At 62.2% G+C, this 25,511-nt stretch carries 24 protein-coding genes; 11 read left to right on the plus strand and 13 right to left on the minus strand.

Annotation, left to right across the window (positions count from 1 at the left end; translation table 11 throughout):
* Positions 1-16 precede the first annotated feature (16 nt).
* From rplI to AC57B6_RS07850, 4 genes are all read left to right on the plus strand, one after another.
* Positions 17-469 (plus strand): 50S ribosomal protein L9, encoded by a 453-nt coding sequence (rplI, locus tag AC57B6_RS07835; RefSeq protein ID WP_028196681.1) that lies wholly within the window; start codon positions 17-19, stop codon positions 467-469.
* Positions 470-616: 147 nt separating this feature from the next.
* Positions 617-2,002 (plus strand): replicative DNA helicase, encoded by a 1,386-nt coding sequence (locus AC57B6_RS07840; protein WP_028196680.1) that lies wholly within the window; start codon positions 617-619, stop codon positions 2,000-2,002.
* Positions 2,003-2,118: 116 nt separating this feature from the next.
* On the plus strand, positions 2,119-2,745 hold the full coding sequence (locus AC57B6_RS07845; protein WP_028196679.1) for a DUF47 domain-containing protein: 627 nt from the start codon (positions 2,119-2,121) through the stop codon (positions 2,743-2,745).
* Positions 2,745-3,755, plus strand: coding sequence for an inorganic phosphate transporter (locus AC57B6_RS07850; protein WP_028196678.1), 1,011 nt, complete (start codon positions 2,745-2,747; stop codon positions 3,753-3,755). Before AC57B6_RS07845 ends, AC57B6_RS07850 begins: the two co-directional genes overlap by 1 nt.
* Before the next feature lie 73 nt (positions 3,756-3,828).
* On the opposite strand, the gene AC57B6_RS07855 is transcribed toward AC57B6_RS07850, so the two are convergent.
* The 12 genes from AC57B6_RS07855 to AC57B6_RS07910 form a co-directional block, all read right to left on the minus strand.
* The gene (locus AC57B6_RS07855; protein WP_216752724.1) at positions 3,829-4,635 is read right to left on the minus strand and encodes an SDR family oxidoreductase; all 807 of its coding nucleotides are present in this window, start codon (positions 4,633-4,635) and stop codon (positions 3,829-3,831) included.
* 166 nt (positions 4,636-4,801) lie between these two features.
* Positions 4,802-5,884, minus strand: a complete 1,083-nt coding sequence (locus AC57B6_RS07860) for a C40 family peptidase (protein ID WP_496420942.1) — start codon at positions 5,882-5,884, stop codon at positions 4,802-4,804.
* Positions 5,885-6,089: 205 nt separating this feature from the next.
* Positions 6,090-7,964 carry a PhoH family protein gene (locus tag AC57B6_RS07865; RefSeq protein ID WP_278500283.1) on the minus strand — a complete coding sequence of 625 codons (1,875 nt, stop codon included), beginning with the start codon at positions 7,962-7,964 and terminating at the stop codon, positions 6,090-6,092.
* Between the two features lie 347 nt (positions 7,965-8,311).
* Positions 8,312-8,773, minus strand: a complete 462-nt coding sequence (locus tag AC57B6_RS07870) for a peroxiredoxin (protein ID WP_028196674.1) — start codon at positions 8,771-8,773, stop codon at positions 8,312-8,314.
* Positions 8,774-8,932: 159 nt separating this feature from the next.
* Positions 8,933-9,826 (minus strand): polysaccharide deacetylase family protein, encoded by an 894-nt coding sequence (locus tag AC57B6_RS07875; protein WP_106351978.1) that lies wholly within the window; start codon positions 9,824-9,826, stop codon positions 8,933-8,935.
* A 10-nt stretch (positions 9,827-9,836) separates the two neighbouring features.
* Positions 9,837-10,901 carry a bifunctional UDP-4-keto-pentose/UDP-xylose synthase gene (locus AC57B6_RS07880; protein ID WP_028196672.1) on the minus strand — a complete coding sequence of 355 codons (1,065 nt, stop codon included), beginning with the start codon at positions 10,899-10,901 and terminating at the stop codon, positions 9,837-9,839.
* Positions 10,898-11,833, minus strand: a complete 936-nt coding sequence (locus AC57B6_RS07885) for a formyltransferase (RefSeq protein ID WP_496420943.1) — start codon at positions 11,831-11,833, stop codon at positions 10,898-10,900. Before AC57B6_RS07885 ends, AC57B6_RS07880 begins: the two co-directional genes overlap by 4 nt.
* Positions 11,830-12,873 carry a glycosyltransferase gene (locus AC57B6_RS07890; RefSeq protein ID WP_496420944.1) on the minus strand — a complete coding sequence of 348 codons (1,044 nt, stop codon included), beginning with the start codon at positions 12,871-12,873 and terminating at the stop codon, positions 11,830-11,832. Before AC57B6_RS07890 ends, AC57B6_RS07885 begins: the two co-directional genes overlap by 4 nt.
* A 6-nt stretch (positions 12,874-12,879) precedes the next feature.
* A complete protein-coding gene (locus AC57B6_RS07895; RefSeq protein ID WP_028196669.1) occupies positions 12,880-14,031 on the minus strand; it encodes a DegT/DnrJ/EryC1/StrS family aminotransferase in 1,152 nt (383 codons plus the stop codon).
* Positions 14,032-14,100: 69 nt separating this feature from the next.
* Entirely contained in the window at positions 14,101-14,472 is a 372-nt protein-coding gene (locus tag AC57B6_RS07900) for a DMT family transporter (protein WP_444516526.1), read from the minus strand.
* Between the two features lie 25 nt (positions 14,473-14,497).
* Positions 14,498-16,249: a glycosyltransferase family 39 protein gene (locus tag AC57B6_RS07905; RefSeq protein WP_496420945.1), complete on the minus strand. Its 1,752-nt coding sequence runs from the start codon at positions 16,247-16,249 to the stop codon at positions 14,498-14,500.
* 233 nt (positions 16,250-16,482) lie between these two features.
* Positions 16,483-16,857, minus strand: coding sequence for an Mth938-like domain-containing protein (locus AC57B6_RS07910; RefSeq protein ID WP_028196666.1), 375 nt, complete (start codon positions 16,855-16,857; stop codon positions 16,483-16,485).
* A 512-nt stretch (positions 16,858-17,369) separates the two neighbouring features.
* Here AC57B6_RS07910 and AC57B6_RS07915 point away from each other — a divergent pair.
* From AC57B6_RS07915 to moaE, 6 genes are all read left to right on the plus strand, one after another.
* Positions 17,370-18,617 carry a pyridoxal phosphate-dependent aminotransferase gene (locus tag AC57B6_RS07915; protein ID WP_028196665.1) on the plus strand — a complete coding sequence of 416 codons (1,248 nt, stop codon included), beginning with the start codon at positions 17,370-17,372 and terminating at the stop codon, positions 18,615-18,617.
* 85 nt (positions 18,618-18,702) lie between these two features.
* Positions 18,703-20,034: a homoserine dehydrogenase gene (locus AC57B6_RS07920; protein WP_028196664.1), complete on the plus strand. Its 1,332-nt coding sequence runs from the start codon at positions 18,703-18,705 to the stop codon at positions 20,032-20,034.
* An 8-nt stretch (positions 20,035-20,042) separates the two neighbouring features.
* The gene (gene thrC / locus AC57B6_RS07925) at positions 20,043-21,494 is read left to right on the plus strand and encodes a threonine synthase (protein WP_028196663.1); all 1,452 of its coding nucleotides are present in this window, start codon (positions 20,043-20,045) and stop codon (positions 21,492-21,494) included.
* A 472-nt stretch (positions 21,495-21,966) separates the two neighbouring features.
* Positions 21,967-23,214, plus strand: coding sequence for a molybdopterin molybdotransferase MoeA (locus AC57B6_RS07930; protein WP_496420946.1), 1,248 nt, complete (start codon positions 21,967-21,969; stop codon positions 23,212-23,214).
* Positions 23,215-23,240: 26 nt separating this feature from the next.
* Positions 23,241-23,498 carry a molybdopterin converting factor subunit 1 gene (gene moaD / locus AC57B6_RS07935; RefSeq protein ID WP_028196661.1) on the plus strand — a complete coding sequence of 86 codons (258 nt, stop codon included), beginning with the start codon at positions 23,241-23,243 and terminating at the stop codon, positions 23,496-23,498.
* An 84-nt stretch (positions 23,499-23,582) separates the two neighbouring features.
* Complete coding sequence (gene moaE / locus AC57B6_RS07940; protein WP_144195893.1) at positions 23,583-24,059, plus strand: molybdopterin synthase catalytic subunit MoaE; 477 nt, start codon at positions 23,583-23,585, stop codon at positions 24,057-24,059.
* Positions 24,060-24,093: 34 nt separating this feature from the next.
* Here moaE and AC57B6_RS07945 read toward each other — a convergent pair whose 3' ends face one another.
* A complete protein-coding gene (locus AC57B6_RS07945; RefSeq protein ID WP_252888027.1) occupies positions 24,094-24,642 on the minus strand; it encodes a group III truncated hemoglobin in 549 nt (182 codons plus the stop codon).
* Between the two features lie 319 nt (positions 24,643-24,961).
* Here AC57B6_RS07945 and AC57B6_RS07950 point away from each other — a divergent pair, with 319 nt between their 5' ends.
* Complete coding sequence (locus tag AC57B6_RS07950; RefSeq protein ID WP_028196658.1) at positions 24,962-25,459, plus strand: Rrf2 family transcriptional regulator; 498 nt, start codon at positions 24,962-24,964, stop codon at positions 25,457-25,459.
* Positions 25,460-25,511: the final 52 nt, after the last annotated feature.

Genomic DNA, 25,511 nt, shown 5'->3' on the forward strand with positions numbered 1-25,511 from the left:
GATAAGGAGCATCCGAATGCAAATCATTCTTCTGGAAAAAGTCGTCAATCTGGGTAACCTGGGCGATATCGTGAAGGTCAAGGACGGTTACGCACGTAACTTCCTGATCCCGAACAAGCAAGCTCGCCGTGCAACGAAGGAAGCTTTGGCTGAATTCGAAGTTCGCCGCGCTGAACTCGAAAAGATCGCCGCTGAAAAGCTGGCTGCCGCTCAAGCTCAAGGCGAAAAGCTGGCAGGCTCGACGGTTCAGATCAATCAGAAGGCCGGCGTTGACGGTCGTCTGTTCGGCTCGGTGACGAACGCCGACATCGCTGACGCTTTGGTCAAACAAGGCTTCGCAGTGGAAAAGGCGCAAGTGCGTCTGCCGGAAGGCCCGCTGAAGCTGGTTGGCGAGCACGCTGTTCAGATCTCGCTGCACACCGACGTTCTCGTCGATGTGACGGTCGCTGTGATCGGCGAACACGTCTAAGCATTTAGCCGTATCTGCCAGGACGTTTCTGGCAAAAGGCAGGGGCCGGGTGACCGGCCCCTGCCTTTTTTATTGCTCGTTTTCCATGTATCGAAGTATCGGTTTTTGATTTCCCTCCGCGCGCATTTACCCCGATAATTCCTCTCCATGAACGCACCGTCCAAAGATCCCCAAATCGAGTCGCTGAAAGTCCCGCCGCATTCGATCGAAGCCGAGCAGTCGGTGCTGGGCGGCCTGCTGCTTGACAACGCGGCATGGGACCGCATCGCCGACTTCCTGTCGCAAAGCGATTTTTACCGATACGACCACCGTATCATCTTCGAGCACATCGGCAAGCTGATCGCGGCGACGCGTCCGGCCGACGTGATTACCGTGTACGAGGCGCTCGGCACCTCGGGCAAGGCGGAAGAGGTCGGTGGTCTTGCGTACCTGAACGCGCTGGCGCAGAACACGCCGAGCGCAGCCAATATCCGCCGCTATGCGGAAATCGTGCGCGATCGGGCGGTATTGCGCCGTCTCGTGTCGGTCGCCGACGAGATTTCCGCCGACGCGTTTAATCCGCAAGGTAAGGAAGTCCGCCAGTTGCTGGACGAGGCCGAATCGAAGGTGTTTTCGATCGCTGAAGACGGCGCGCGTGGCACGCAGGGTTTCCTGGAAATCGGCCCGCTCCTGACCGAGGTGGTCGAGCGGATCGATACGCTGTATCACACCGCCAATCCGAGCGACGTGACCGGTACGCCGACGGGCTTCGTCGATCTGGATCGCATGACCTCCGGTATGCACGGCGGTGAGCTGATCATCGTGGCGGGCCGCCCGTCGATGGGTAAAACGGCGTTTTCGATGAACATCGGCGAATACGTGGCGGTCGAGTATGGTTTGCCGGTGGCCGTGTTCTCGATGGAAATGCCGGGCTCGCAACTCACCATGCGTATGCTGGGGTCGGTCGGCCGGCTCGACCAGCACCGCATGCGCACGGGGCGTCTGACGGACGAGGATTGGCCGAAGCTCACGCACGCGGTGCAGAAAATGAGCGAGGCGCAGATTTTCATCGACGAAACCGGCGGCTTGAATCCGATGGAATTGCGCTCGCGCGCGCGTCGGCTGTCGCGTCAGTGCGGCAAGCTTGGCCTCATCATCATCGACTATTTGCAACTGATGAGCGGTTCGTCGTCGGGCGAAAACCGCGCGACCGAAATTTCGGAAATCTCACGTTCGCTGAAGAGTCTCGCGAAGGAACTCGACGTGCCGGTGATCGCGTTGTCACAGCTCAACCGTGGTCTCGAGCAGCGCCCGAACAAGCGGCCGATCATGTCCGACTTGCGGGAGTCCGGCGCTATCGAACAGGACGCGGACGTGATTCTGTTCATTTATCGCGACGAGGTGTACAACCCGGACAGTCCGGACAAGGGCACTGCGGAGATCATCATTGGTAAGCAGCGGAATGGTCCGATCGGGCCTGTTCGGCTCACATTCCACGGCCAATTCACGAAGTTCGATAATTTTGCCGGCGCGCAGAATTTTTACAGCGAGTAAAGGGCTAACTGTCCGGCCTGTTGTAACGACGCTTTCAAAAGTGCGGCATCGATCCTGGAACGGTACAATGTGGCGGTTTTATGTCAGCCATAATGTGACCCATTTCCAGGATCCCAATGTTCGGTCGATTCATGCCCACCGAGGGCAAGTTCTTTGAAATTTTCAATGCACACGCAACGTGCATCGTCTCGGCAAGCCGCGAACTCGAGCTGCTGATCGACAACCTGCAGGACGCCGAGACTCATAAGCAGAATGTGCAGAAGGCGGAAAAGGCCGCTGACAAGCTCACGCACGAAGCGATCGACCTGCTGCACAAGACTTTCATCACGCCGCTCGACCGCGACGAAATCCACAAGCTGATCACCACGATGGACGACATCCTCGACCTGATGGAGGACGTCGCCACTGCTATCTCTCTGTACGACGTGCAGGCTGTGACCTCCGAGGCGAGCCAGCTGGCGCACATCTGCACGGCCACCTCGGAGCGCGTGCAGTTCGCTGTCAGCCTGCTGTCGGACATGAAGCAGGCGAGCCAGATTCTGAAGGCGTGCGAGGACATCGACCGTTTGGAATCGGAAGCCGACCGCGTGCTGCGCTCGGCCATGTCGAAACTTTTCCGCGAAGAAGACAACGTCAAGACGCTCATCAAGCTGAAGGCGATTTACGAATTGCTCGAAACGATCACCGACAAGTGTGAGGACGTGGCGAACATCATCGAAGGCATCGTGCTGGAAAACGCATAATGCAATCGATACAACTCGCTATCTGGGTCGTCGCCGGCCTGGTTGCCGTCGCGCTGATTTTCGACTTCATGAACGGCTTTCATGATGCGGCGAATTCGATCGCCACGGTCGTGTCGACCGGCGTACTGAAGCCGCAACAGGCGGTGGCCTTCGCGGCGGCTTTCAACGTCATCGCGTATTTTGTGTTCCACCTGAAAGTGGCGCAGACGGTCGGCAAGGGCACGATCGATCCGGATATCGTCGATCACTACGTCATTTTTGGTGCATTGGTCGGGGCGATCGGCTGGAACATCATCACCTGGCATTACGGCATTCCATCCAGTTCGTCGCATGCGCTGATCGGCGGCCTGGTGGGCGCGGCGCTGGCCAAGTCGGGCTGGGGGTCGCTCAATATCGACGGCTTGATGAAGACGGTTGCCTTCATTTTCATCTCCCCGCTGCTCGGTTTCATACTCGGTTCGTTCTTCATGCTGGCGGTGTCGTGGATCTATTTCCGCACGCCACCGAGCAAGGTCGACCGGCGTTTCCGGCGTCTGCAACTGGTCTCCGCAGGTTTGTACAGCCTGGGCCATGGCGGTAACGACGCGCAGAAAACCATCGGCATCATCTGGATGCTGCTGATCGCGACGGGTTACGCCTCATCGATCGCGGACGCTCCGCCGCTGTGGGTGATCGGCGGCTGCTATCTGTCGATGGGCGTCGGCACGTTGTTCGGCGGCTGGCGGATCGTTCGCACGATGGGTCAGAAGATCACCAAGCTGAAGCCGGTCGGCGGTTTTTGCGCCGAGACGGGTGGGGCGATTACGCTGTTTACCGCTTCGTGGCTCGGCATTCCGGTGTCCACCACGCACACGATTACCGGCGCGATCGTCGGGGTCGGCGCCACACAGAAGTTGAGCGCGGTGCGTTGGGGGGTGGCCGGCAACATCGTCTGGGCCTGGATTCTGACGATTCCGGCCTCGGCAGCGCTTTCCGCGGCTGCGTGGTGGCTCGGCCACCGGTTCCTGTAAGCAGGTCCGTGCACGGACGGCGAGGCTGCCCGCGCGCGGCAAAGCAACTAAAGCTGTCGACAAAGCGCGTCGTTCAGATCAACGGCGCGCTACCTCCATCCATCGGGACGATTGCGCCCGTTACATAGCTCGCGCGGCGGCTCGCCAGAAACAGCGCGACATCAGCGATTTCCTCCGGTTTTGCATAACGGCCGAGCGGCACTTTAGCCTGCCCGCGCGCTAACGCCTCCGCGCTTTCGACGCCTTGCTGCGACGCTTCGAGTTTGACGGCTTCCTCGACGCGCTCGGTCAGCGTCGAACCCGGATTGATCGCGTTGATGCGGATGCCGTAGCGCGCGTAGTAGTGGGCGAGGCCGACGGTGGCGAGCATCAGCGCGGCATTCGCGGCGCCCCCGGCGATATGGATGTCGCTCGCAATCTTGCCGCCCATGCCGATGATGTTGACGATCGTGCCGGGCGCGGCACCGTCGCCCGCCTTGACGCGCTCGGCCATGCGCCGCAGCACTTCCTGCTGAGGGTAGATGTACGGGAAATACTTGGCTTCCATGGTCGCGCGGAACGCGTCGGCGTCCAGCGTTTCGGGGTCGTAGCGGCGGGCCGCGCCGGCGCTGTTGATCAGCACATCGATCGGGCCGACCGCCGTGCTGACTTCCTCGACGATGTCCGCCGCGCTGTGCGGTTCGTGCAGATCGGCGCGGGTGCGATGCACGTGCAGACCTTCCTGCTTCAACTGTTCGTACGCGCGCGCGAGATTGGCGGGGTCGCGCGAGACGATCGCGACTTTTGCGCCCTCGAGGGCGAAGGCCCGTGCGCAGGCGAACCCGATCCCTTTGCTACCGCCTGTGATCAGTACCACCTTGTCTTTCAGCCCGAGATCCATCGTCATCACCTGCTGTCGGAAGAATATCGATGACGATAGCAGATCGGCAGCAAGGAGGGGATGGACCGGGCTGAGGTGCGCTGTTTGGGCTTCGTCGCGGGTGCGAGCCATGGAGCAACAAATCGAGGCCCGCGTCATGAGCGACGATTAGCCGGCGCCAGCGCTCCTAGAAATTGCCGTTGGCGAAGCGCGCGATCGGGTCGTCGGTGGTTTGCGTGGGGGCGGGGACGCCACGCGATGCGGTCGAAGCGCGCATGATCCGCACACCTTCTGCATTCCCGTCGGCTTGCTGGGCCTGCCGCGCCTGGCGGGCAGCGATTGAAGCGGACGGCGGAGGCGGCTCGAATGCATCGGCGGCGGCGTCGATCGGATCCGGCGCTCGTGCTGCGACTGCCGGCGATTGGGTGCGCGCCGCTGCCGTTTGCTGACTGGTTACGTTCGCTGTGGCGTCGTACGTACTCGCCTGCGCGGCCGGCTGCGGCACCGGCGACACTGCGCCTGCGGCACGCGCCTGTATCTGTGCGGCGCTCATGCCGGGCGGTGGCGGTTCGAATGGATCAGCCTGAGGTGCCGGCACAGCGGCCGCAGATTGCATCGCCAACGGGGCAGTGCCCGCATAAGCCGGCGCCGCGTGAGCCACCGGCGCAACACGTTCAGGCTGAGGCACCGCCGCCTGATAGCTCGGTGTATCGAACGGCGCAGGCGTCACAGCCGGTGCCGCCACGCGGCGAATGCCGTCGAAGCGTTTGGCCCAATAAGGATTGGTCAGATAGTCGAGCCGCACGGTGCCGCCCGTCGACGGCGCGTTGACAAAGCGCAGCTTGCCCACATAAATACCGACGTGCGAATGCGCCCGCCCGGTCGTGTTGAAGAAAATCAGATCGCCCGGTGCGATTTGATCCGGTTCGATCGATTCGCCGCGGCCGCTCATATCGGCGGTAGTGCGCGGCAGATTCACGGAAGCGGCGCGCGATACGACATAGCGAACTAATCCGCTGCAATCGAAGCCACTATCAGGCGTATTGCCGCCCCATCGGTATGGAATACCGACAAGACTCATTGCCTGAATGGAGATTTCTTCACGGCCGATGCTGTGGTCGACGAAATTCGGGAAGCCCGGCGGTGGCGCGTGATAAGCGCCGTTCGTGACCACGACCGACGAACCTGGCCCGCGCGACGTTTTCTGCGGCGCGCCGGCGCAAGCGGCGAGCAGCAAAACGGTCAGCAGCGAAAGGGCGAGTCGGCGCATGAACACGAAGTGAGCGGTAAACGCTCGTTTAATGGCGGACGATGTCGGGATGGTAGCCCGTCAAACGTGGCTCAGGCAAGAATTCTTGATAAATTACTTGAAGTTTGAGCGCTAAGTGTTGCCCGTCGGGAACGTGCACCGAATAAAAAAGCCGCGCCCGGGGTGACCCGGACGCGGCTTCTGCATGAAGCTAATGCGTTGAAACTTAAAGAATTTCCGATGCGTAATCGGCGAGGCGCGAACGCTCGCCGCGCGCCAGCGTGACGTGCCCGCTGTGCGCCCAACCCTTGAAGCGGTCGACCACGTACGTCAGACCCGAACTGCCTTCCGTCAGGTAAGGCGTATCGATCTGCGCGATATTGCCCAGACAAATGATCTTCGTACCCGGACCGGCGCGTGTGACCAGCGTCTTCATCTGCTTAGGCGTCAGGTTTTGCGCCTCGTCGATGATCAGATACTTGTCCACGAATGTACGGCCGCGCATGAAGTTCATGCTCTTGACCTTCAGGCGCGAGCGGATCAGCTCCTGGGTCGCGGCGCGGCCCCATTCGCCGGCGGCGTCGTCGGTTTTCTGCAGGACTTCGAGGTTGTCGTCGAACGCACCCATCCACGGCTGCATTTTTTCCTCTTCCGTACCCGGCAGAAAGCCGATGTCTTCACCGACCGGAACCGTTGCGCGCGTCACGATGATCTCGTTGTAGCGCTTGTCGTCGAGCACCTGGGCGAGACCGGCCGCGAGCGCGACCAGCGTCTTGCCGGTACCGGCCTGACCCAGCAGCGTGACGAAGTCGATCTCCGGATTCATCAACAGGTTCAGCGCGAAATTCTGCTCGCGGTTACGCGCCGTGATGCCCCACACATTGTTCTTGTGGTGGCCGTAGTCGCGCAAGGTTTGCAGCAGCGCCGTCTTGCCGTTCAGTTCGCGCACCAGCGCATGAAACGCCGGCTCGCCGTTCTGCGGCTCGAGATAGACGAACTCGTTGACCAGCATCGAGGCGCACAGCGGACCCGTCACGCGGTAATACGTGGTGCCGGTTTTGGTGTCCTGCCAGCTCTCCATGCCCTTCGCGTGTTTGGTCCAGAAGTCCTGCGGCAGCGCGCGGATGCCCGAGTACAGCAGATCGCTGTCTTCGAGAACCTGGTCGTTGAAGTAGTCTTCCGCGGGCAGGCCGAGCGCATGCGCCTTGATGCGCATGTTGATGTCTTTCGACACCAGCACGACCTGGCGATCCATCCGGTCGCGCTGCAGCGCACGCACCACGCCGAGAATCTGATTGTCGGCCTTGCCTTCCGGCAGACCTTCGACCGGTTCGATAGCGTTGAGTTTGGTCTGGAAGTACAGGCGCCCGGATGCCTCACGGCTGCCGAGACGCGCAAGCGAAATGCCGTCCGAGATGTTGCCGGCGTTCGCCACCAACGCGTCCAGCGTGCGGCTCACCTGGCGAGCGTTACGCGCGACTTCGGACATGCCCTTCTTATGGTTGTCCAGTTCTTCCAACGTCATCATCGGCAGATAGACGTCGTGTTCCTCGAAACGGAACAGGCAGCTTGGATCGTGCATCAGCACGTTCGTGTCGAGCACGAAAAGCTTCTGCATTTCGAGCGGGTCGGTGGACGCGCCGCGCTTCTTGCTGGTGCCGCGCGTGCTGGGTGCTACGGCTGCGGATGTGCTGGCGGCCGGGTCTTTCGCGCTTGGCGCGCGCGCGACGACCGGCTGCGCTTTGGCAGCGGGCGTAGAAACAGCCGCCGGCTCGGCTTGCGGACGGGCGGCGGGAACCGGTTGCAGCAAGGCGGCGGTCTGCTTCGATTTGCGTCCACGCGCCGGTGCAGCTTGCTCGGCGGATGCGGACGTGGCAGCGGAGGCCGACGATGCTGGCACGGGCCGCAAGGTGGTCGCGGCATTGGCTGCGTGCGCCATCGGCGTGGCGACGTTCGCGCGGCCGTAATCGGCCGACTCTGCGGATTCCCCAACGACCGCCTGTTTCTTCGCGGCGGAGCGCGCCGGTGTGGCGGCTTTGGCCTTGTATTCGTCAGGCGGCAGGAGATTGCCGAGCTTGCTGGGGGGGGTAGGCAAAGGCATGGTTTCCCTCGAAATAATCGGGTCACATTTCGTGCGCCGCCTGTCGCATTCTGCCGGTGCTAGTGTATGTGCACGCAGTTTGCGTCCGGAGGCGCGCATTCGGTCTAGAGATGCCGGTTCGCCTGGTCTTCGATCGGCTCCTTAACGGAAGCGCGTGGCCGAGTGAACGAACGGTTGCGCGCAATTAAAAAAGCCGCCGCCCCGGCGTACGGGACAAGCGGCTCGCCTTCGGTTATCGCGTTGCGCCTCACGACTTCGACGGAGCCGGGAAAACGGCCGTCAAGTCCGGCGCAGCTGCGAAAAGTGTGGGGTGGACAGGCACTCATTGGAACCCAATATAACGCGCCTCAAAGCGCTTGTACAGCCTCCAGAATGTCGTCGACGTGCCCTGGCACTTTCACGCCACGCCACTCCTGACGCAGCACGCCTTCGGCATCGATCAGGAACGTGGAGCGTTCGATCCCACGTACTTCTTTGCCATACATTTTCTTCAATTTCATGACGCCGAAGAGCGCGCACAAGGTTTCTTCGGGATCCGAGATCAGCGGGAACGGCAGTTCGAGCTTTGCCTTGAAATTGTCATGGGAGCGCAGGCTGTCGCGCGACACGCCCAGAATTTCCGCGCCGGCCTTCTTGAACTTCGGATACAGGTCGCGGAATTGCAGGCCTTCGGTCGTGCAGCCCGGCGTGTTGTCCTTCGGATAAAAATACAGCACCACCTTCTTGCCCCGCAGCTTGGACAGCGTGATTTCGCCACCGGTAGCGGGGGCGGTAAAGTCGGGGACGGGTTGGTCGACTGCGATGGGCACGAGGTTCTCCGGTTGGTATGGCCGCCGCCACGGTACTTGCACGGATTCTTGCAACTGCTGTGGCGTCGGCCTGGCATCGAGGCTTTGGGGGAGGGCGACTGGCGCGTGGTCTACGCTCGCGCGGCGGCCAGGTCGCGAGGCCGGCTGTATTTTGACCAGTCAGGGCTGGACAATCAACTCGCCGGAGCGGCCGGGAATTTCGCCCCACGTAACAGGGTACGATGGCAGCGTGTCGCGGTCCAGCGTGGCGTAGTAATCACCCATGGTCGCAAAGGTATGGCCTTGCGCGCGCCAGCCTTCCAGCAACTGTTCGAAAATCGGCGCGAGCTTTTGCCCTTCGAGTTCCGCGTGCAGCGTGAATACCTGATCGTGCGGATTGTTTTCGGTGTGCTTCAACATCCACGCGGCGACGTTGTGCTCGTCGACGCCATCCACGCCGAGTACTTCGTCGAGCGTGGGCAGCGTGGTGGGCATCTGCACGTGCGACAGCGTTCTGCCGTCGAGCACCGGCAGATACGGCGAGTGGCCGCGCCCGTCGGACGCATAGCGCATGCCCCACGCGTCGATCTGCTCGAACGCGTGGTCGTTCATCTGCCAGCCCGCCGCGCCGTGCGTGACGGGCGGCGCGCCGAAGATCGCGACGAAGCGGTTGAAGCTCTTCTGCATCTGCTTCCCGGTCCACTCCTGATCTTGCGAACGCACGTTGTCCTGCCAATACACGTGGTCCCAGGTGTGGATGCCGCATTCGAAACCGGCCTCGTGAATCGCGCGCATTTCCGCGGCAGTCTTCACGCCGATATCCGGACCCGGCAGCAGCACGCCGTACATCAATTGCTTGATGCCGTAATGTTCGACCACCGACGTGCGCGACACCTTCTTCAGAAAGCCCGGCCGCAACACGCGGCGCATCGCCCAACCGGTGTGATCGGGCCCAAGGCTGAAGAGGAAAGTGGCGCGCGCCTTGAAGCGATCGAAGATGCGCGCGAGATTCGGCACGCCTTCGCGGGTGCCGCGCAGCGTGTCGACGTCGATCTTCAGGACGATACGAGCCAAGGATCAGGCCTTATTGTTGTTCGACGAGGGCGCGAGCTTCGGCAACGTGGCCGCGATACGCTTCGAAAATCTTGCGCAGCGCTTCGTCGAAGGTCGACTGCGGCGCCCAGCCGAGTTCCTGCATCGTGTTGTCGATCTTCGGCACGCGGTTCTGCACGTCCTGATAGCCCGTGCCGTAGTACGCGCCCGAGGACGTTTCGACCAGTTGCACCTTTTTCGCGAGGTCGGCGTATTCCGGGAATTCGGCGGCCAGCGTCAGCATCTTGTGCGCGAGCTCGCGCACCGAGAAGTTGTTGGTCGGGTTGCCGATGTTGTAGATCTTGCCCGTGGCAACACCGTCCTTGTTCTCGATGATCTTCATCAGCGCGCCGATGCCGTCGTCGATATCCGTGAAGGCGCGCTTTTGCGCGCCGCCGTCCACGAGGCTGATGTTTTCGCCGCGCACGATATGGCCGAGGAACTGCGTGACCACGCGCGAGCTGCCTTCCTTCGGCGTGTAGATCGAGTCGAGGCCCGGGCCGATCCAGTTGAACGGACGGAACAGCGTGAAGTTCAGGCCTTCCATGCCGTAGCCCCAGATCACGCGGTCCATCAACTGCTTGGAGCACGCGTAGATCCAGCGCGGCTTGTTGATCGGGCCGTACGACAGTTGCGACTCTTCCGGGTCGAACTGCTCGTCCGTGCACATGCCGTAGACCTCGGACGTGGACGGGAACACGAGGTGCTTGCCGTACTTGACGGCCGAACGCACGATCGGCAGGTTCGCTTCGAAGTCGAGTTCGAACACGCGCAGCGGCTGCTTCACGTACGTGGCGGGCGTGGCGATCGCGACCAGCGGCAGGATCACATCGCACTTCTTGATGTGATATTCGACCCACTCCTTGTTGATCGTGATGTCACCTTCGAAGAAGTGCATCCGCTCATGATTGACGAGGTCGCCGAGACGTTCGGTCTGCATGTCCATCCCGAAGACTTCCCAATCGGTCGTTTCCAGAATGCGTTTGGACAGGTGATGGCCGATGAAGCCGTTCACACCCAGAATCAGGACTTTTTTAGCGAAACCTTCGGTTTTCATGAATGACGGGGAGTTTGGATGAGCTGGGTGAATTCGGCGGGGGTGACAACGGTTTCGTTGCCGCCATGCTGGTGCCGCAATTCGTGGATGGCGATCGAGCGGCCGTCGCCGCATATCGCTAAAACGGCATTATCGCTTACGTGCAGGCCCGGCGGCAAATCCGGGCGTAGCGCGCCGGGCGCAGCCAGACGCGCACGGGCGATGACGAAACGGTGGCCCGCGATATCGGTAAACGCGCCGGGATAGGGCGGCGCGACCGCGCGGATCAGGTTATAGACTTGCTGCGCGGGTTGCGTCCAGTCGATCCGGCCGTCTTCCGGCTTGCGGCCGCCGTAATAGCTGCCGTGCGACAGATCGTTCGGCAAATGCGGCGCCTCGCCCGCGAGCAGCGCCGGGAGCACGCGCCACAGGGTCTGCTCGGCGGCCACGGTGACCTTGTCGAACACTTGCGCGGCGGTGTCGTCGGGCAGAATCGGCACCGGCGTTTGCGCGATGATCGCGCCGGCGTCGGGCTTGGCGGCCATTTCGTGCAGCGTCGCGCCGGTTTCGGTTTCGCCGTGGATGACCGCCCAATTGGTCGGCACGCGGCCACGGTACTTCGGCAGCAACGAGCCATGCATGTTGTAAGCGCCCCGTGCGGCGAGCGCCAGCAGGTCGACCGGCAGCATGTGGCGGTAATAGAACGAGAAGATGAAATCCGGCTGCGCGGCGCTTACCGCGGCGCGCAGTTCCGGACTTTTCGGATCGGCCGGCGTGACGACCGGAATGCCGTGCTCGGCCGCAACCGAGGCAACGCTGTCGAACCAGATGTTTTCGGTGGGATTGTCCTCATGCGTGACGACCAGCGCCACGTCGACGCCGCGCGCGAGCAGCACCTGCAGGCAGCGCACGCCGACGTTGTGATACGCGAATACGACGGCGCGCGGCTTCATCGGTTCGGGCCCTGATCGATCAGCGGTGCGGTGTGCACGGCCTGCACCACACCCTGGCGGGGCGCTTCGGTCACGGCGGTGCCGTCGCGCTGTTCGAGAATCGTCTGCACCAGATAGCGCGGACGCGCGCGCACCTGCTGGTAAATCCGGCCGATGTATTCACCGAGCAGGCCCAGCGCGAAGATGATCACGCCGAGCAGGAAGAAGGTGATGGCGAACAGCGTGAACACACCCTGCACTTCCGCGCCGACAATGAAGCGGCGGATCAGCAGCAGCACGAACAGCGCCGCGGAGCCGAGCGACAGGATTACGCCTATGAACGACAGCCATTGCAGCGGCACCACCGAGAAGCCCGTGACCAGGTCGAAATTCAGGCGGATTAGGCTGTACAGGGAGTACTTCGATTCGCCGGCAAAACGCTCTTCGTGCGCGACTTCGATCTCGACCGGATTCTGCGCGAACGTGTAGGCAAGCGCCGGAATGAAGGTGTTGATCTCGCCGCAGCGATTGATCGTGTCGATGATGTGGCGGCTGTATGCGCGCAGCATGCAGCCCTGGTCGGTCATCTTGATGCGGGTGATGCGCTCGCGCAGACGGTTCATCGCGCGCGAGGCCTTGCGGCGCCACAAGCTGTCCTGGCGTTGCAGCCGGATCGTGCCGACGTAGTCGTAGCCTTCACGCATCTTGTTGACCAGCTTGCCGATTTCTTCCGGCGGATTCTGCAGGTCGGCGTCGAGCGTGATGACGATTTCGCCGCGCGATTGCTCGAAACCCGCCAGAATTGCCATGTGCTGGCCGTAGTTGCCGTTCAGCAGGATCACGCGGGTCGTGTCGGGCCGCGCGCGGAACTGCTCGGCGAGCAGGGCGGCGGATTTGTCGCGGCTGCCGTCATTGATGAAGATCACTTCATAGCCGGTGCCGAGCGCGTCGAGCGCCGGGTAGAGGCGCGCGAATAGCGCCGCCAGGCCGGCTTCCTCGTTGTACACCGGGATGATGATCGACACTTCCGGTGCGACGGCGCGATGTTCCGAATAACTCATTTCCGCTTATTTTCCGTATTGTTCGCAAATTTCATTGACCGCGCGGCAGACCCGCTCAACGTCGCCTTCGTTCATGAGCGTGAAGAGCGGCAGCGTGACGGTGGTGGCGCCGAAGCGCTCCGCGTGCGGGAACATCCCTTCCTTGAAGCCGCGCGCACGATACAGCGAGAACAGATGAATCGCCGGATAGTGCACGCCCGAGCCGATGCCGCGTTCCTTCAACTGGCCCATGAAGCCGGCGCGGTCGATCGACAGTTTTTCGAGCGGCAGCGTGATCTGGAACATGTGCCAGTTGCTGTTCTCGAAATCGGCAAACGGCAGGCCAATGCCCAGCTTGACCGCCGCACCGCCTTCGAACCCGGCGAAGTATGCGCGCACGAGTTTCTTGCGCTGGGCGAGGAAGCGCTCCAGATGCGGCAACTGACCGAGGCCGACGCGCGCGGCGACGTCCGTCAGGTTGTACTTGCCGCCCAGCACGTCGCAGTCCATGCCGTCGAAGCCAGTGCGGGTGATGCCTTGCAGGCGGTACTTCTGCGCGAGGATCGCTTCTTCCTCGTTGTTCAGCACCAGCGCGCCGCCTTCGATCGAGGTCAGATTCTTGTTCGCGTGGAAGCTGAACGAAACCATATCGCCGAGTTTGCCGATGCGCTCGCCTTTCCACGTCGAGCCGAACGCCTGCGCGGCGTCTTCGATCACGCGCAGCTTGTGGGCGCGGGCGATTTCATACAGCCGGTCCATGTCGACCGGCAGGCCCGACAGGTACACCGGAATGATCGCCTTCGTGCGCGGCGTAATGGCCTTTTCCAGCAGGTTCAGGTCGATGTTGCGGGTTACCGGGTCGATGTCGACGAATACCGGCGTCGCCCCGACCTCATAGACCACATTGCTGGTCGCAACCCACGAAGCAGGGGTGGTGATGACCTCGTCGCCTTCGCCCACACCGGCGATACGCAGCCCGATTTCGAGCGTCGCGGTACCGGAATTGAACGTGCGCACCGGGCGGCCGCCGCAGAATTCGGAGAGTGCCGCTTCGAATTTCTGGTTTTGCGGGCCGGTCGTGATCCAGCCGGAGCGGAGCACGTCGGCGACGCCCTGAATCGTTTCTTCATCGATCTCAGGTTTGACAAACGGCAAAAACGGGACTGTTGACTGGCTCATGAATGCTTCGCTCGATTGAAAGGGGCGCAACCCGAAGGGCGCGAAGTAGATCACAAACTACACGCAAGCCTAGCTGCGCGCCAGGACGACGACGCCGATCAGGATGACCGCGATCCCCACCAGCTTCTGCACCGACATCACTTCGCCGAATAGATACCACGCCGCGAACGCGTTGACGACGTATCCGAGCGACAACATCGGATAGGCAATCGACACGTCTACCCGCGAGAGCCCGACCACCCATACGCCGACGCTGATCACATAGCAGGCCAGTCCGCCGATGATCGGCGGCTGGGTTGCCAGCCGGAATGCAACGGGCAGGATGTTCGCACGGGTGAATTCGAAGTGTCCAACGGCATTCGTTCCGGCTTTGAGCAGCAACTGCGCGCCGGCGTTCAACGTGACGCCGGCGAGGATACAAAAGAGCGAAATCGGATTCATCGAACGGTTAGTCCCTGATATGGGGTCATTGCTGTGGTTTTTCTACTGGCGCGTCTTTCCGAAGCGCCGGTGCGTCTTGTGCTGCGGCGTCGGATGCGGGTGCAGGTTTTGCCACCACCACCCGGCGCGAATCGCGCGCGATCACCTGCATCGGCAGCCCTTCTTTGAGGAGCCGGTCGTAAGTCGACGGCGGGATTAGCGCGAGCGCATAGCGCTCGGCCTTCCAGCGCTCGATCCATGCATCGACCGACGGCACCCATTTCTGCGGTTCGACGGATATGCCGAACGCCAGTTCATCGGGATGCTCGACCATGATCATCGTGTGGTCGACGTAGAACGGCAGCGTGTGGTCGAGCACGCCGACCGAGTAGAACGGCGTGTCAGCCGGCAATCTGGCGATCTCGGCCTTGATCGCGGGCGCGAGCGGCGCGCCGGAACTCAGCCGGCCGAACACTTCGTGACCCGTGCCGGCAATCGTACCGAGCAGCAGCCACGCGGCGCCAAAGCTCGCGACGGCGCCGAGCGTGCCGGCACGGCTGCGGCGGTTCAGCCACAGCGCGAACAGCGTGAGCACAAAAGCGACGCCGAGTGCCGCCAGTACCCACACGCGGTATTCGACGTACAACTCAGTCGGATTGCGCGCGTTGCCGAAGCGTGACATGAACAGCGCGCCAAACGCGGCTACCACGAGAAACAGCGCATAGCCAGCCAGGTGGCGGCGCCACTGGTCGCGCGTGACGAGCGGCAGATACATGCCGATGATCATGGCGATCGGCGGGGCGATCGGCAACGTATAGGACAGCAGCTTGGAGTGCGACGCGCTGAAGAACAGGAAGATGAAGGCGGTCCACACCAGCATCAGCGTGACCGGCGCGAAGCCGTTCGGCTGGCGCGGCAGCCGCCATGCATGGCGCAAGCTCTGCAGGCTCACCGACAGCCACGGCAGGAAGCCCACCAGCAGCACCGGTACGAAGTAATAGAACGGCCCGGGGCGGTTCTGCTCAGGCGTCAGATAGCGCTTGAACTGCTGAACGATGAAGAAGAAGTTCAGGAATTCCGGGTTGCGTTGCTGCACCAGCACGAACCATGGCGTGACGATCACGAAGAACACGATCAGGCCGCCGATCAGGTGTAGACGCTTCCATACCGCCCAGTCGCGTGCGGCCAGCGTGTACAGCACCAGCACCGCGCCCGGCAGGATCACGCCGACGAGGCCCTTGGACAGCACCGCGAGCGCCATCGACCCCCAGCACACCCACATCCATGCCCGCACCGTGGCGGTAGGCAGGTTGGGGCGCTGCGCCAGCAGCAGCGAGCAGAGCGTCAACTCCATCCAGAACGACAGGCCCATGTCGAGCGTGTTGAAGTGGCCCATCAGGTTCCAGTAGGGCGACGTGGCCAGCACGATAGCCGCGAACACGCCGGTGGCCGCGTTGAACACGCGCGCGCCGGTGAAGCCGATCAACAGCACGCCGGCAAAGCCCGTCAGTGCGGTGTAAAGCCGCGCCTGCCATTCGCCGATGCCGAACCACGCGAACGTGAGCGCGTTTGCCCAGGTTTGCAGCGGTGGCTTCTCGAAATACTTGTAGCCGTTATAGCGCGGTGTGATCCAGTCGCCGGTGACGAACATTTCGCGCGCCATTTCGGCGTAGCGGCCTTCGTCGCTCGGCAGCAGGTGGCGCCAGCCGAGCGGCACGAACCAGATCACGGCGAGGGCCAGCACCAGTAGCAGGATCGTGGTGCGATTGAGCGGTAGCCTTGTCGGCGTATCGTTCATGGATTTCAACCTTTTTGGCGACGCCGCGGGAGCGGCGAGGCGGTGTTATTTGAGAAAGACGATTGCCGGCGTGGCGCCAATGGCGCGCAGTGTACGTTATCAGCCGTAATGCGGCGAGAGGCGGGGCCGCTGCCGCGGCCATGCACGCTACGGGCGCCGCGCATGGCGAACTGCGCCTGCACGGCGGCTCGATGCAAGCTCAGCGTCAACTTTGCAGCGCTCGCGCGGCGCCACTAGTCTTCGATCAGCAACGCGGCCGCAACCTTGCGGCCCTCGGCCATCAGAATGTTGTAGGTGCGGCAAGCGGCCTTGAAGTCCATGGTTTCGACGCCGATGCGTTTGGCGGTGAGCACCGAGGTCAGACGCGGGTGCGGAAAGCGCAGCCGTTCGCCGCTGCCGAATATGACCACCTCGGGCGCGGCCTCCACCAGCATGGCGAAGTGTTCGGCGCTCAACTGCTCGAAAGCGGCGACGGGCCAGGCGATCACGGGTGCTTCCGGCAGCAGGAGAATGCTGCCGGCATGGCGCACCAGATTGATTTCGACATAGCCGGCGCCGTAACCGGTGACGGTGTTGAGGGCGCCGCTGGAATCCTGATGTAATTTCAAATTCGTTTTCCGAAGTCGTCGTGAGACATCGTGCGTGTTGGCGGCCTGACCGGGCAGAGCGGAAGCAGGGCGGTTTGACGCGAGTGCGACACGCGAATGGCACAGAAGCGGCCGAAAAGGCTTGCCGTTGCGGTTGGTGCATTGCGGAAGTCGGCCAAAATCCGCTAAATTATAACTTTTTAGCCGCCTTGCGGCGCCCCTCGCTCAAGTGCCGCCTCATGTGCTGTCATAAGCCGCGCTGAGGGCACGGGCGGCCTACCGGCTATCTGCCGGGTTCCGCGCGGTTTTGGTCTGGTTTTCGACTGTTTTTCGCCCGTTTTGGGTCTTTTCGGCTGCAACGTCGGCGTAATCGGCCGGCGGCGCCGGCTCGGTCCGGTAGCGGGCCCAATCTGCGTCTGGCGCTCCGATCCGTATCTGGCGGGCGTGCCGCGTCATAATTCCCCGTGTCGGCGGACTTGCCTGGGTCTTTTTTTGACCCGTGCCTGTTCGCCCAAGCCCACCAACAGGATGAAGTGCCCGCCGTGAAACCGATTCTCAAATCCAACAAGTTGTTGAATGTCTGCTACGACATTCGCGGGCCTGTCCTCGAACATGCAAAGCGGCTCGAAGAAGAGGGCCACCGCATCATCAAGCTGAACATCGGCAATCTCGCGCCGTTCGGCTTCGACGCGCCGGATGAAATCATCCAGGACATGATCCTGAATCTGCCAGGCTCGTCCGGCTACTCGGATTCCAAGGGCGTGTTCGCCGCGCGCAAGGCGATCATGCATTACACCCAGCAAAAGGGCGTGCATGGCGTCGAACTGGACGATATCTACATCGGCAATGGCGCTTCCGAGCTGATCGTGATGGCGCTGCAAGGCCTGCTGAACGACGGCGACGAAGTGTTGCTGCCCGCGCCGGACTACCCGCTGTGGACCGCCGGCGTCAGCCTGTCGGGCGGCACGCCGGTGCACTATATCTGCGACGAATCGAACGGCTGGATGCCGGATCTGGACGACATCCGCGCGAAAATCACGCCGAATACCCGTGCGCTCGTCGTCATCAACCCGAACAACCCCACCGGCGCGCTGTACTCGGACGAACTGCTGCTCGGCTTGATCGAGATCGCCCGCCAGCACGGCCTTGTGATCTTCGCCGACGAGGTCTACGACAAGATCGTCTACGACGGCAAGAAGCACACGTCGATGGCCGCGCTCTCCGAAGACGTGCTCACTGTCACGTTCAATAGCCTCTCGAAGAGTTACCGTTCGTGTGGCTACCGCGCCGGCTGGATGTTTATTTCGGGCCTGACCGGCGAGAACCGCCGTGATGCGAAAGACTATTTCGAAGGGCTCGGCATTCTGGCCTCGATGCGCCTGTGCCCGAACGTGCCCGGGCAGTATGCGATCCAGACCGCGCTCGGCGGCTATCAAAGCATCAACGACCTGATCGTGCCGAGCGGGCGCCTGTACAAACAGCGCGAACTCGCGTATGACATGCTGACGGCCATTCCCGGCGTGAGCTGCGTGAAGCCGGAGGCGGCGCTATACATGTTCCCGCGCCTCGATCCGAAGATTTATCCGATCAAGGACGATCAGCAGTTCATCCTCGATCTTCTGCTGGAAGAGCGCGTGCTGCTGGTTCAAGGCACCGGTTTCAACTGGAAGACGCCGGATCACTTCCGCGTCGTGTTCCTGCCGAACGTGGACGACCTCGCGGATTCGATCAACCGGATCGCGCGCTTCCTCGACGGTTATCGCAAACGCCACACAGCTTGAGATGGACGGCGCGCCCGGCGCGCGCCGCTGCCAGCCCCAGTTGCCTCAGTTTCTTTTTAATCACTTACTCGAAAACACACGCTGCATGGAACCGATCAAAGTTGGACTGCTGGGCTTCGGCACGGTAGGCAGCGGCACCTTCACGGTACTGCGCCGCAATCAGGAAGAAATCAAACGTCGCGCGGGCCGTGGCATCGAGATTACGCGCATTGCCGTGCGCAATCCCGCCAAAGCGACCGCGGCGCTCGGCAGCGAAGCCGGCACGGTGGCGCTGACCGATGACTTCAACGCGGTGGTCGACGACCCGTCGATCGATATCGTCGCGGAAATGATTGGCGGTACAGGCGTGGCACGCGACCTCGTCCTGCGCGCGATCAGGAACCGCAAGCATGTGGTCACCGCCAACAAGGCGCTGCTCGCGGTGCACGGCACGGAGATTTTCGAGGCGGCGCGCGCCAATGGCGTGATGGTGTCGTTCGAGGCGGCGGTGGCGGGCGGCATTCCGATCATCAAGGCGCTGCGCGAAGGGCTCACGGCCAATCGCATCCAGTACATTGCCGGCATCATCAACGGCACGACGAACTACATCCTCTCGGAGATGCGCGACCGCGGGCTCGACTTCGCGACCGCGTTGAAAGCCGCGCAGGAACTGGGTTACGCCGAAGCCGATCCGACCTTCGACATCGAAGGCGTGGACGCCGCTCACAAGGCGACGATCATGAGCGCGATCGCGTTCGGCGTGCCGGTGCAATTCGACAAGGCATACGTCGAAGGCATCAGCAAGCTGGCCGCCATCGACATCAAATACGCTGAAGAACTTGGCTACCGCATCAAGCTGCTCGGCATCTCGCGCCGCACGGATAAGGGCATCGAATTGCGCGTGCATCCCACGCTGATTCCGGAAAAACGCCTGCTGGCAAACGTGGAAGGCGCGATGAACGCGGTCGTCGTGCACGGCGACGCGGTGGGCTCCACGCTGTACTACGGCAAGGGCGCGGGCGCTGAGCCGACGGCCTCCGCCGTGGTGGCCGATCTGGTCGACGTGACGCGTCTGCACACGGCGGACCCGGAGCATCGCGTGCCGCATCTGGCGTTCCAGCCGGACAGCCTGTCGAGCACGCCGATCCTGCCGATCGACGACGTGACGAGCGGCTACTACCTGCGTCTGCGTGTAGCGGACGTGACTGGTGTGCTGGCCGACATCACGCGCATTCTGGCGGATCGGGGCATTTCGATCGACGCATTGCTGCAGAAGGAATCGGAGCAGGTCGACGCGAACGGCAAGGGCGAAACCGACATTATCCTGATTACGCACGAAACGGTTGAAAAGAACGTCAATGCGGCGATCAGGACGATCGAAGCGCTGAAGACCGTTGTCTCGCAAGTCACGAAGCTGCGCATGGAAGCGCTGAACTAGGCCGAACTATGAACTATCTCTCTACGCGCGGCGCCGGAGCCGGCGAGCGCCATACCTTTTCCGAGATTCTGCTGGGCGGCCTTGCCAAAGACGGCGGCCTGTACTTGCCGGCGGAATATCCGCGCGTCACGGCGGACGAACTGACGCGCTGGCGCACATTGCCGTACGCGGATCTCGCCTTCGAGATCCTGTCGAAATTCTGCGACGACATCCCCGCCGAAGACCTGCGCGCACTGACGCGCAAGACGTACACGGCTCAGACGTACTGCAACGTGCGCGACGACGAAAGCGCGGCGCAGATCACGCCGTTGAAGACGCTGGGCGTGGAGAACGGCGCGCCGCTGTCGCTGCTGGAACTGTCGAACGGGCCGACGCTGGCGTTCAAGGACATGGCGATGCAGTTGATCGGCAATCTGTTCGAGTACGCGCTGGCCAGGCATGGTGAGACGCTGAACATTCTGGGCGCGACCTCTGGCGACACGGGCAGCGCTGCGGAGTATGCAATGCGCGGCAAGAAGGGCATTAGCGTGTTCATGCTTTCCCCGCACAAGAAGATGAGCGCATTCCAGACGGCGCAGATGTACAGCCTGCAGGACCCGAACATTTTCAACATCGCGGTCGAGGGCGTATTCGACGACGCCCAGGACATCGTGAAGGCGGTTTCGAACGACCACGCGTTCAAGGCGAAGTACAAGATCGGCACTGTCAATTCGATCAACTGGGCGCGTGTGGTGGCGCAGGTCGTGTACTACTTCAAGGGCTACTTTGCCGCGACGAAGTCGAACGACGAGCGCGTTTCGTTCACGGTGCCGTCGGGCAATTTCGGCAATGTGTGCGCGGGCCACATCGCGCGCATGATGGGTTTGCCGATCGAGAAGCTGGTGGTTGCGACGAACGAGAACGACGTGCTCGACGAGTTCTTCCGCACGGGTATTTACCGTGTGCGCAAGGCGGCCGAGACGTACCACACGAGCAGCCCGAGCATGGACATTTCGAAGGCTTCGAACTTCGAGCGTTTCGTATTCGACCTGCTGGGCCGCGACCCGGCGCGCGTGCTGCAATTGTTCCGCGACGTTGAAGAGAAGGGTGGTTTCGACTTGGCGGCGAGCGGTGATTTTGCGCGCGTGAAGGAGTTTGGATTCGTATCGGGCCGCAGCAGCCACGAGGACCGCGTGGACGCGATCCGGGACGTTTTTGAGCGCTACGACACGATGATCGACACACACACGGCAGACGGCCTGAAGGTAGCGCGCGAGCATTTACAGGCGGGCATTCCGATGATCGTGCTGGAGACGGCGCAGCCGATCAAGTTTGGCGAAACGATCCGCGAGGCGTTGCTACGCGAACCGGAGCGCCCAGCCGCATTTTCGGGTCTGGAATCGCTACCGCAGCGATTCGAGGTATTGCCGGCGGACGCACAACGCGTAAAAGACTTCATCGCAGCAAACACCGGCAAGTAACAGCAGCAAGTAAAACCAGCGAGCATTGAGCGCGACGGAGTCGCGCTCAATGCGAAGCGAAAACCGACTTCAAGAAGTACCGCCACGGCGCGCGCAGCGCCGCCGGAGGTATGACGGCCTTGTCACTAACGCGGAATGTGCGGGAACACAGATTCCAGATGCACCACTACCGCGGCTGTGCGGGGGACCCGCTTAAGAATTAGCGGTTTGAGCCGCTTTCTTTTGCCTACTTTTCTTTGCGGCAGGCAAAGAAAAGTAGGTGCCGCCCCGCACAGGGGCAACACTAATAGACCACTACCAAAGCAAGGAAAGGCCAAAGGAAGCCAGCCGAAGTAAACACGCTCGCCGAAAGGCAAAAAAAAACCACCATAACCCCAGGCCGCCACCGCCGGCCCCTCCAACCGCTACAATATTCTTTTAACCCAGCGGCTTCGAGATCAGAAAGATGTCCACCCCAACGCCCCGCGCTCCGATGCTTTCCACTGCCGAAGCGTTGGCGACCTTGCTCAGCGCAGCGGCTCCAATCAGCGGCACCGAATCGATCCCCACGCTGGAAGCGCTCAACCGCGTGCTCTCAGCGGACGTCATCTCGCCGCTCGACGTCCCGCCGATGAACACCAGTTCAATGGACGGCTACGCGATCCGCACAGAGGATCTCACAACAGCGGATGGCAACCGCCGCTTGCCCATTTCGCAACGCATTCCGGCCGGCCACGCGCCTGAGCCGTTAAAGCCGGGCACGGCAGCCCGCATCTTCACAGGCGCCACCGTGCCGCCAGGCGCCGACGCCATCGTGATGCAGGAGCAAACCGAAACTGACGGCAGCGAAGTCACCTTGCTCCACAGTCCGGCGCCGGGCGAATGGATCACCGCCCAGGGCGCGGACATCCGCAACGGTTCGATCGTCCTGCCGGCGGGCACGCGCCTGACGCCGCAAGCGTTGGGACTCGCCGCCTCAGTCGGTTGCGCTGAGTTGCACGTGCGCCGCCGCGTGAAAGTCGCCGTATTCTTCACCGGCGACGAACTGACCATGCCAGGCGAGCCGCTCAAACCCGGCGCGATCTACAATTCGAACCGTTTCACGCTGCGCGGCCTGCTGGAAAACCTGGGCTGTGAGGTTACCGACTACGGCATCGTCCCCGACAAGCTCGACGCCACCCGCACAACGCTGCGCGAAGCCGCCCAGGCGCACGATCTGATCCTCACCTGCGGCGGCGTGTCGGTAGGCGAGGAGGATCACGTCAAGCCGGCAGTCGAGGCGGAAGGGCGTCTGTCTATGTGGCAGATCGCGATGAAGCCGGGCAAGCCGCTCGCGTTCGGCGCTGTGCGCCGGTCTGCCCAGCCGACGGACAAAGACGCCGGCGCGGCAGCATCGGCCGAAACCTTCTTCATTGGCCTGCCGGGCAATCCAGTCTCCAGTTTCGCGACCTTTTTGCTGTTCGTTCGCCCGTTTGTCCTGCTGCTTGCCGGCATGCGGACGGTGGCGCCGCGCGTGCTGTCGCTGCGCGCCGATTTCGCCCAGAAAAAGGCCGATCGCCGCAACGAATTCTTGCGGGCGCGCATCAATGCGGCTGGCGGTCTCGATCTGTTTCCGAATCAGAGTTCGGCGGTATTGACGTCGACGGTATGGGGCGACGGCCTGATCGACAATCCGCCGAACCATGCCATCAGTGTTGGCGAGACCGTGCGTTTCATCCCCTTTTCCGAATTGCTGAACTGAGGCCGGCAACCGCCGGCGGTGTCCCGATGAAGATTCAACTCCGATATTTTGCAAGCGTGCGCGAAGCACTCGAAACCGCCGACGAAACGGTCGATGTGCCTGACGGCATCGCGACCGTCGGCGACGTGCGCGGCTGGTTGCGCGCCCGCGGCGGAATCTGGGCCGACACCCTCGCTGAGGGCCGCGCGCTGCGCATGGCCTGCAATCACGTGATGACCGACGCCGGCACGCGCATCACCGAAAATTGCGAAGTCGCGTTCTTTCCGCCCGTCACCGGCGGTTGATCAGCACGGGTGAGCGCCAGAAACCGCGCTTGGCTGATCCGCTAAGCGTCACCCAGGTCTCGCCAAACCGCACAGGAGCCAGAAATGCCCGTTCGTGTCCAGACGGAAGACTTTGACCTCACCGCCGAGGTCGCCGCGTTGCGCGCGCGCAATCCGAAGATCGGCGCCGTAGCCTGCTTTGTCGGCACCGTGCGCGATCTGAACGACGGCAGCGCGGTCGAAGCCATGGAACTCGAACACTATCCGGGCATGACGGAGAAGTCGCTGGAAGCGATCGTGGTGAGCGCGCGCGAGCGTTGGCCGGGGATCGAGGTGCTGATCGTGCATCGCGTCGGCAAGCTTTATCCGCTTGACCAGATCGTGCTGGTGGCGACTACTGCCGCGCATCGGGGCGACGCCTTCGCGTCGTGTGAGTTCGTGATGGACTATCTGAAGACCCAGGCGCCGTTCTGGAAGAAAGAGAAAACCGAAGCAGGCGAGCGCTGGGTCGACGCCCGCGTCACCGACGACGCGGCGCTAGCCCGATGGGGCATCGAATCGGGTAACCAGGAAGCGGACTAACGGGACTGACGCCCGTGCTTTCCAGGCGCCTGCATCAATCGTCTTTGGTTTTCCCGATGATTCGCGCAGGAAACGGTTCACCGGGCGGCCGCGTCGAAACGGCTGCGGCATGTTCGTCGTCGTGCGGACGCCGCTTTGGCGCGACGCGCTCCAGCAACGCCTGTTGTTCCGCCGGAATCTTGTAATCCCAGCCGAAGCGGCTCAACTGCAAACTCTGCGCGATCCGCAGCGCCGGCTCCATGAAACGGACCGCTGCCGCCGGCTGATAGCGCGACTCCACCGTATCCAGAAACAGATACAGCCAGCGGCTGAAATGCTGTGGCTCGACGCCTTCGAGCGGCTGGTGCGCCTGCTGCACATTGCCGCGGTATTGCTTCGCGCCGAGCACGAGACTGCCCCAGAACGTGCACATTTTGGGTAAGTGGTCGTCCCAACGGCCCGCAAGCGTTGCATCGAACACGGGACCCAGCAGCGGATCGGCGCGCACCCGGTCGTAAAAGCCGTAGACGAGCTCGCGGACATTCGCTTCGGTAGGTTCGGCGGCGCGTTCAACAACCGGCGCGGCGGGGAATGACGGGTTCATGCAAATTCCAGCTCATGCGGTTAAGGTCAGGCGGTTATTTACTACGAATTGCCACGCGGTGCCACAGACTGTCAGGAATGACCTCAAACGCGTCGAAAGGAAAGGAAGTAGGCCACGAACAAGCCGCTTTTCGCATAAACGGTCTATGCAGGAAACGCTACCATTACTGCCGAGAGAACCAACACCGACTGTTCAGCGCACAATCATAAAATATGCGTAGCGCCTGCATCTTAAGGCGGAGCGGTGGCCACCGGCAACCCTTGCATCGACGCGGTTATCCCGAGGATCGCGACTTGCGCTTATCGTGACACCTGCACTTATGAGACTGACCGACTATACGGATTACTCATTGCGCGTCCTGCTGTATCTCACTGTCCGCGGCGATGGCTTATCGACCATCCAGGACATCTCGGACGCGTACGGGATCTCCAAAAACCATCTGATGAAGGTAGTTCAGCAACTCGGCGAACTGGGCTGGGTCGAGACCGTGCGCGGGCGCAATGGCGGCCTGCGTCTCGCCGAACGAACCAGCGCATTGACCGTGGGCGAGATCGTGCGAGCCACGGAAAGCGACTTTGCGCTGGTCAACTGCTTCCCGGATCAGCATGGCGAGCGCCGGGGCTGCGTGATTACACCGCACTGCCGTCTGCGTGGCGCGCTCGAAGCGGCACGCAACGCATTCCTCGCCGAACTCGACCGTCATACTATCGGCGAAGTTGCGGAACCGCGCGGACCGCTCGCGGCACTACTGGGCTTAGGCACGGTGATTCCAATCGTGCCGGCCGCGCCTGCCGGCGACGCGGCGCCGCTCACCTGAAAGCGGCCAGCAAGTTCTCGCGCGCCAAATGTCAAATAGTTGCTGCCGGTTG

The organism is Paraburkholderia sp. BGA-UO-ETr-F12 (genome assembly GCF_059567945.1).

Bases quoted from the DNA above. Each gene is read 5' to 3' on its own strand.
- rplI (WP_028196681.1), top strand. From the start codon at position 17: ATGCAAATCATTCTTCTGGAAAAAGTCGTCAATCTGGGTAACCTGGGC.
- AC57B6_RS07840 (WP_028196680.1), top strand. From the start codon at position 617: ATGAACGCACCGTCCAAAGATCCCCAAATCGAGTCGCTGAAAGTCCCG.
- AC57B6_RS07845 (WP_028196679.1), top strand. From the start codon at position 2,119: ATGTTCGGTCGATTCATGCCCACCGAGGGCAAGTTCTTTGAAATTTTC.
- AC57B6_RS07850 (WP_028196678.1), top strand. From the start codon at position 2,745: ATGCAATCGATACAACTCGCTATCTGGGTCGTCGCCGGCCTGGTTGCC.
- AC57B6_RS07855 (WP_216752724.1), bottom strand. From the start codon at position 4,635: ATGGATCTCGGGCTGAAAGACAAGGTGGTACTGATCACAGGCGGTAGC.
- AC57B6_RS07860 (WP_496420942.1), bottom strand. From the start codon at position 5,884: ATGCGCCGACTCGCCCTTTCGCTGCTGACCGTTTTGCTGCTCGCCGCT.
- AC57B6_RS07865 (WP_278500283.1), bottom strand. From the start codon at position 7,964: ATGCCTTTGCCTACCCCCCCCAGCAAGCTCGGCAATCTCCTGCCGCCT.
- AC57B6_RS07880 (WP_028196672.1), bottom strand. From the start codon at position 10,901: ATGAAAACCGAAGGTTTCGCTAAAAAAGTCCTGATTCTGGGTGTGAAC.
- AC57B6_RS07885 (WP_496420943.1), bottom strand. From the start codon at position 11,833: ATGAAGCCGCGCGCCGTCGTATTCGCGTATCACAACGTCGGCGTGCGC.
- AC57B6_RS07890 (WP_496420944.1), bottom strand. From the start codon at position 12,873: ATGAGTTATTCGGAACATCGCGCCGTCGCACCGGAAGTGTCGATCATC.
- AC57B6_RS07895 (WP_028196669.1), bottom strand. From the start codon at position 14,031: ATGAGCCAGTCAACAGTCCCGTTTTTGCCGTTTGTCAAACCTGAGATC.
- AC57B6_RS07900 (WP_444516526.1), bottom strand. From the start codon at position 14,472: ATGAATCCGATTTCGCTCTTTTGTATCCTCGCCGGCGTCACGTTGAAC.
- AC57B6_RS07905 (WP_496420945.1), bottom strand. From the start codon at position 16,249: ATGAACGATACGCCGACAAGGCTACCGCTCAATCGCACCACGATCCTG.
- AC57B6_RS07920 (WP_028196664.1), top strand. From the start codon at position 18,703: ATGGAACCGATCAAAGTTGGACTGCTGGGCTTCGGCACGGTAGGCAGC.
- thrC (WP_028196663.1), top strand. From the start codon at position 20,043: ATGAACTATCTCTCTACGCGCGGCGCCGGAGCCGGCGAGCGCCATACC.
- AC57B6_RS07930 (WP_496420946.1), top strand. From the start codon at position 21,967: ATGCTTTCCACTGCCGAAGCGTTGGCGACCTTGCTCAGCGCAGCGGCT.
- moaD (WP_028196661.1), top strand. From the start codon at position 23,241: ATGAAGATTCAACTCCGATATTTTGCAAGCGTGCGCGAAGCACTCGAA.
- moaE (WP_144195893.1), top strand. From the start codon at position 23,583: ATGCCCGTTCGTGTCCAGACGGAAGACTTTGACCTCACCGCCGAGGTC.
- AC57B6_RS07945 (WP_252888027.1), bottom strand. From the start codon at position 24,642: ATGAACCCGTCATTCCCCGCCGCGCCGGTTGTTGAACGCGCCGCCGAA.
- AC57B6_RS07950 (WP_028196658.1), top strand. From the start codon at position 24,962: ATGAGACTGACCGACTATACGGATTACTCATTGCGCGTCCTGCTGTAT.